We start from the raw sequence: 5,911 nt of genomic DNA, 5'->3' as shown, positions 1-5,911 counted from the left end.
TGCCGTGGAAGCCTGTGGACGGGATCTGCCTGGGAGACCGGTTGAAGCAGGAAGCAAACAAGAGTCTTGGCATGTCTAAGATTGTATAAGTTTTACAGAGCGGTTCGTTGTGTTCACGACGAAAGTACGGCACCATCAATAATATAAGGTGCATCATTACGTTAAGAAAGATGACCCTATATATTCAAATAAAGAGTCTGCAAGTCTCCTATAAGTGCCAGCAGCATAGACCTAATAACCCTTTGCACCCGACCGTATCCTGATTATTGGTTGAGTCCCAGAGTTTACTAGGAGCGGGTGATTCGGAACGTTAATAAAGGGCGATATTTTCATAGAAAGTGGAGTAAACGCGATCGCATTGTGCAACGCCAACTAAATTAATTCCTACTTCTCCCCTTTGGATATCGTTCCATTAATTCCCTAACCTGCTCTGCATGATATGAGCTTCTTGTCAAGGGTGAAGAAACAACTTGTAAAAATCCGATTTCTTCGCCGAAGGCTTTCCAAGCGACGAATTGTTCTGGATGGATAAAGTTATCGACTTTTAGATGCTTTTGACTGGGTTGGAGATATTGTCCAATTGTCAAGATATCGCAATCTACATCTCGCAAATCTTGCATACAGGCGCGGATTTCTTCATCGGTTTCACCGAGTCCAACCATGATACCGGATTTGGTGTAAATTTTCGGTGCAAGTTGACGCGATCGCCTGATTAATTCCAACGTTCTGTCATAATTACCTTGGGGACGCACTCGACGATACAGACGCGGAACTGTTTCTGTATTATGGTTGAGAACTTCTGGCGCAGCTTGCAAAATTACCGCCAAAGCATCCCAGTTAGCACACAAGTCAGGAATTAGCACTTCAATTGTGGTGTGAGGTGAGACAGTGCGAATTCCTTCAATACAACGAACAAATTGAGAAGCACCACCATCGGGTAAATCATCGCGGTTTACAGAAGTGATTACCACATGATTTAATTTCATCCGTCTTACAGCTTCCGCTAATCGTGCCGGTTCGGTGGGGTCTAATGCTTTGGGTTTTTTCTCAAAATCAATATCACAGTAAGGACAAGCGCGTGTACAAGCAGGTCCCATAATCAAAAACGTGGCAGTACCAGCATTGAAGCATTCACCAATATTCGGACAGGATGCTTCTTCGCAAACGGTATTCAGGGCTAAATCCCGCAAAATTTCTTTAACGTTACCGACGCGCTCCCATTGAGGGGCTTTTACTCGCAACCAGTCTGGTTTAACTGTCACAATCCGCTTCTATCGAGATATACATTCGTTTATAGTAGCAAGCTTCCGGGAAGTTGGGAGCTAAGAGTTAGGAGTTAGGAGTTAGTAGTTAGTAGTTAGTAGTTAGTTGTCCCCCTTGTCCTTATATAGTTTGTAATTCATCACTCTTCATGTTATGCTGTGTATGATATGCCATTTTCATGGCGGGATGTAGCGCAGCTTGGTAGCGCACTTCGTTCGGGACGAAGGGGCCGCTGGTTCGAATCCAGTCATCCCGATTAATGTTGTAGAAGACAAAAAACTTATCGTTTTAACGGCTTTGACAAATTATATGTTCTTACGGACAAAAAATTTGTCGCGATACATTAATCGTACTCTCTAACAAAAGCAATTTATAGATTTTTAAAGCAGTCTCCAAACTTTGACTAACTCACCGATACCCCAGTCACCACTAGGATAGACAATGGTATGCTGATTGGCGCTGAAGACAAGAGATTGACATTGAACTGCATCGCTTGCAATAGTTTTAATTTTCTCTCCCCTGTACAAATCCCAAATTGTAACACCTTCGCTTTTGCCAACTTTGCCATAATAAAAATCAATAAAGATTTGGCAATCAAAGCTAACGACTAAAGACCTACCTTTGTCTGAACGCCATTCGATAGTGCGAATTTCTTTTCGTACTTTTAAATCCCAAAGAGTGATAGTGTCGTTGCAGTTAACACTAACTAATGTCTGACTATGAGAATTCATCGCTACGAATTTGATTGGGTTGGAAAGTGCTTTGAAGGAGCGAAGTTCGCTTTTTGTTCTCAAGTTTCTTAATTTGACGGTCGGAGAAGAGATTTCCTGTCCTGTCTTTAAGTTCCAAAGCGTGATAACGTTACCTAAATTACCTATAATCGTGTCTCCATCTGGGCTAGTGCCGATAAACTTAACTAAGTCCGACGCTGCTTGAAATGAGTAGATTTCTTTTCCTGTTTTCAAATCAAAAGCCTTAGCAATCTTGGAGGAAAAACCGATAATACGCTCTCCATCAGGACTAATAATGATAGAACTAAGCTCTTTGTTGAAACCCTCATCTTCACTTGAGATTCTACAAATTTCCTGTCCCGTAGTTAAATCTCCCACCGTAATTCTTCCAGTATTCCAAACAAGGTGTTTACCATTGGGACTGATAGCGATGAACTCAGCAAAGACAGCACGTCCGAATATCTCGAAGGTGCAAATACGTTGCCCTGTATTTAAATCAAATACGCTTATCGATTGGTATTTACAAGTATAGTCAGTTTCTCCACAAGCAAATATTGTTCCATCAGGACTGAGAGCCATTGAAGTTATAAATCCTGTTTTTAAAATGCGGACACACTGAAATTTTTTGTACTGTTCCATACGGAGATTTATCGTTTTGCTTTTGGTTCTCTCGATTGTTCAAGCTTATTACTCTATATCTTCAAAAGAAAAATCTTAGTGAAATTGAGATATAAAGCAGTGAACTATTTATCCTCGCCCTTTTTGTAATGGTAATTTAAGGATGTAGCGTTTTAGGAGCCAAACATGAGCCGTTTCAAAGTTGCAGTAGTTGTCGGTGTGGGTCCAGGATTGGGAAGTGCGATCGCTCACAAATTTGCTAGTGAAAATTTTGCTGTCGGATTGATTGCCAGAAACGCTGACCAACTTAGCCAAATTCAAAGCGAAATTCAAGCGAGTGGTGGGACAGCGTTGATTTTTCCGGCTGATGTGACTGACGCTGCATCTATCAAAGATGCCTTTGCACAGGTAAAATCGCAACTTGATGCGCCCGAAGTTTTAGTTTATAATGCTGGAGCTTTTCAAATGGCTGGTATTCTAGAACTTACACCAGAGCAATTTGAGAATAGCTGGAAAGTTAATTGTTTTGGCGCTTTTCTCGCAGCGCAGCAAGTTTTACCCGCAATGGTAGAACAAGGTAGAGGAACTATTTTATTAACAGGTGCGACTGCTGCACTTAAAGGTTCTGCCAAATTTTCGGCATTAGCGGTGGGTAAATTCGGCTTGAGAGCGCTGGCACAGTCCTTGGCAAGGGAATTTGGTCCCCAAGGAATTCATGTGGCTCATATCGTCATTGATGGTATGATTAACACCGAAAGAGTGCGTGGGATGGCATCAGAAAGGGAAGAACACACACTACTTTCACCCCTAGCGATCGCGCAAAATTATTGGCAACTCTACAACCAAGATGCAACCGCTTGGACTTTAGAACTTGATTTGCGACCTGCTGTAGAGAAATTTTAGTTTTTTGCTACACTGACATGCGCGGCATATAGTCTATTAATCAACATAATAGTCTACCAATTGGCAGACTTTTTTGTTTGCAAGTCGCTTATACCCTTTAATGAGGAAAGTCAGCGTTGGATGTCAAATAAACCACCGCTTACCGGATATTCGGTCTTTAAGATGGTATCTTTATACGTCAAGGCTTTCCTTACTAAAAAATCTCAGGAGAAAATTAATGGCACAAGCAAAAAATGGTGATACTGTAATGGTTCACTACACAGGCAAATTGACAGATGGCACAATATTTGATTCTTCTACTGAGCGTGACCCTTTGCAGTTCACCATAGGTGCAGGAGAAATCATTCCTGGATTTGAACAGGCAGTTTTAGGGATGAATACTGGCGAATCAAAAACTACAAAAATCCCTGTAGAGGAAGCTTACGGTTCACATCGTCCAGAAATGGTAGTAGAAGTTGAACGCGACCAAATGCCCCCGGAAATGGAACCAGAAGTAGGTCAGCAGTTGCAAATTCAGCAACCCTCTGGAGAAATTATTCCGGTGACGATCACTAATATCTCTGACTCTACAATTACTTTAGATGCAAATCATCCGTTAGCTGGAGAAGATTTAATCTTCGATATCGAACTTGTAGATATCACTGTTTAAATGTTAGTAGTTAGTAGTTAGTTGGAGCGTTGTTGATTGATGGTCAACAGTCAAAATAATTCATGCGGAGGTAATTCATAATTCGCGCATTGCAATTAGTGGGGGCAAAAAAGCGCCACTAATTGTTTGCCCTTGGCGTTCGGTGAAGGGTAGACCACGCTCAATTGAAGTTGATCGTGTTCAGCTTTACCCATACTTTTTTAATTATGAATTATGAATTATGAATTAATAATTATTTGGTCAATAGTTATCGACGCTCACACTAACTACGCTCCTACAAATTATCAACACTTCATTTATCTTCTTTCTGAGGATTTTCTGACGGATGTGTTTCAGTTGTTTGGTCAGCATCTAGAGAACGCTGGTCAGAAACAAGGACTAATTCTGTTTCTCTGTTAGATTTATTTCCCCATTGATCTAAAACATCTTTAATTAAGACTTCTTGCACCCAAATTTTAGCGACAACGGTTAAGGGTAACGCTAAGAATAATCCTAAAAAGCCAAAGAATGTGACAAAGAAAAGTTGAGAAATTAAGGTTACGGCTGGAAGCAATGACACCTGACGTGCCATGACAATCGGGGTGAGGAAATTACTTTCTATTTGCTGAATAAAAAAGTAAATAACCAACACAGCGAGGGATTTCCAAGGTGCATCTAAAAGCGCGATCGCCATTGCCGGAATTACACTCATCGTTGGACCCAGATTTGGAATCAAGTTCAAAAATCCCGCCAACACTCCTAAAGCAAGCGCTGCTTTCACACCTAAAACTGATAAGCCAGTTACACTTAACAATCCCACTACACTCATCGCAATCAAAGCGCCTACTACCCATCCCTCTAATGAAGCTTCACATTTATCTAAAATTCCATCTACCCGTCGCCGATAAAATGAGGGAAACAACCGTATAAATACTTTGCGGTAAGCTGCGGGATCGGCTAAAAACATTCCTGTTAAAACTAACACCAGCAAAATTTTCAAAACTACTTCTAAAGTGCCAGAAACAAACGTAAAAGAACTTCCCAAAGCGCGATTTATGAAAGGTTGCGCTTGTTGGATTAAACTATTTACATCAGGTATATATGGTGTCAGTTGAGTTGGAATGCGAGTTTCTGCTTGATCGAGCCAAGCATTGAAGCGTTGAAACCCTTGGGGAACCCGATATGTTAGTTCTTGGAACTGCTGTGTAAAAGGCGGTACAATCAGCCAGAAAAAACCCACGACGACCGCAAGAAAAATCCCCACCGACAGAATTACGGCAAGTCCCCGTGCCATACCCATGCGCTGCAAGCGTTTCGCCAGCCGATTTAAGGTGGTGGCTAATACAATCGCGGCAAACATCAGTAAAAGTACATCCTTTATTTGCCACAAAATGTATAAAGAGATAACGAGGGCGATTAAGCCGATCCATTGACCTAAATTCACAGGCTGTCTCCGAACTGTTGGCGAGATGCGTTTTGCTTTTAATGCAGTTAGATTAGCCGATTTTTGCAATTTCCGCTTGTATCTGGGGAGTGGGGAGTAAGGAGTGGGGAGTGGGGGAGTGGGGGAGTGGGGGGAGTGGGGAGTTAAGAGGCGCAAAGTTAAGAGTTAAGAGTTAAGAGGCGCGGAGTTATTACTCCCCCAAGTCTTCCTTGTCCTCCTTGTCCCCCCATCCCCCCATCCCCCCCTCCCCCTATCCCTTACTTGGGAGTCGCGACAATAATGCGATCGCCATAATCAAACTCGGTGACAAAACCATAATTAATA

General features: G+C 42.0%; 5 protein-coding genes and 1 tRNA gene. 3 read left to right on the top strand and 3 right to left on the bottom strand.

Going from position 1 to position 5,911, the window contains the following annotated elements; genetic code table 11:
* Positions 1-377: 377 nt before the first annotated feature.
* Entirely contained in the window at positions 378-1,262 is an 885-nt protein-coding gene (lipA, locus tag AABK37_RS39920; protein WP_432556928.1) for a lipoyl synthase, read from the bottom strand.
* 183 nt (positions 1,263-1,445) lie between these two features.
* On the opposite strand from lipA, the gene AABK37_RS39915 reads away from it, so the two are divergent.
* Positions 1,446-1,519, top strand: a tRNA-Pro gene (locus AABK37_RS39915).
* A gap of 124 nt (positions 1,520-1,643) precedes the next feature.
* On the opposite strand, the gene AABK37_RS39910 is transcribed toward AABK37_RS39915, so the two are convergent.
* Positions 1,644-2,633, bottom strand: coding sequence for a WD40 repeat domain-containing protein (locus AABK37_RS39910; RefSeq protein ID WP_432556927.1), 990 nt, complete (start codon positions 2,631-2,633; stop codon positions 1,644-1,646).
* 165 nt (positions 2,634-2,798) lie between these two features.
* Between AABK37_RS39910 and AABK37_RS39905 the strand changes: the two genes are divergently transcribed.
* Positions 2,799-3,515: an SDR family NAD(P)-dependent oxidoreductase gene (locus tag AABK37_RS39905; protein WP_432556926.1), complete on the top strand. Its 717-nt coding sequence runs from the start codon at positions 2,799-2,801 to the stop codon at positions 3,513-3,515.
* 217 nt (positions 3,516-3,732) lie between these two features.
* Entirely contained in the window at positions 3,733-4,164 is a 432-nt protein-coding gene (locus tag AABK37_RS39900) for an FKBP-type peptidyl-prolyl cis-trans isomerase (protein WP_432556925.1), read from the top strand.
* Between the two features lie 292 nt (positions 4,165-4,456).
* On the opposite strand, the gene AABK37_RS39895 is transcribed toward AABK37_RS39900, so the two are convergent.
* Positions 4,457-5,587 carry an AI-2E family transporter gene (locus AABK37_RS39895; protein ID WP_432556929.1) on the bottom strand — a complete coding sequence of 377 codons (1,131 nt, stop codon included), beginning with the start codon at positions 5,585-5,587 and terminating at the stop codon, positions 4,457-4,459.
* Between the last annotated feature and the right edge of the window lie 324 nt (positions 5,588-5,911).

Origin of the sequence: Tolypothrix sp. VBCCA 56010 (assembly GCF_050875635.1) — a bacterium.
Taxonomy (GTDB): domain Bacteria; phylum Cyanobacteriota; class Cyanobacteriia; order Cyanobacteriales; family Nostocaceae; genus Hassallia.
The sequence above is the reverse complement of the archived record's forward strand: the minus strand, read 5'-3'. Positions and strand labels throughout refer to the sequence as shown.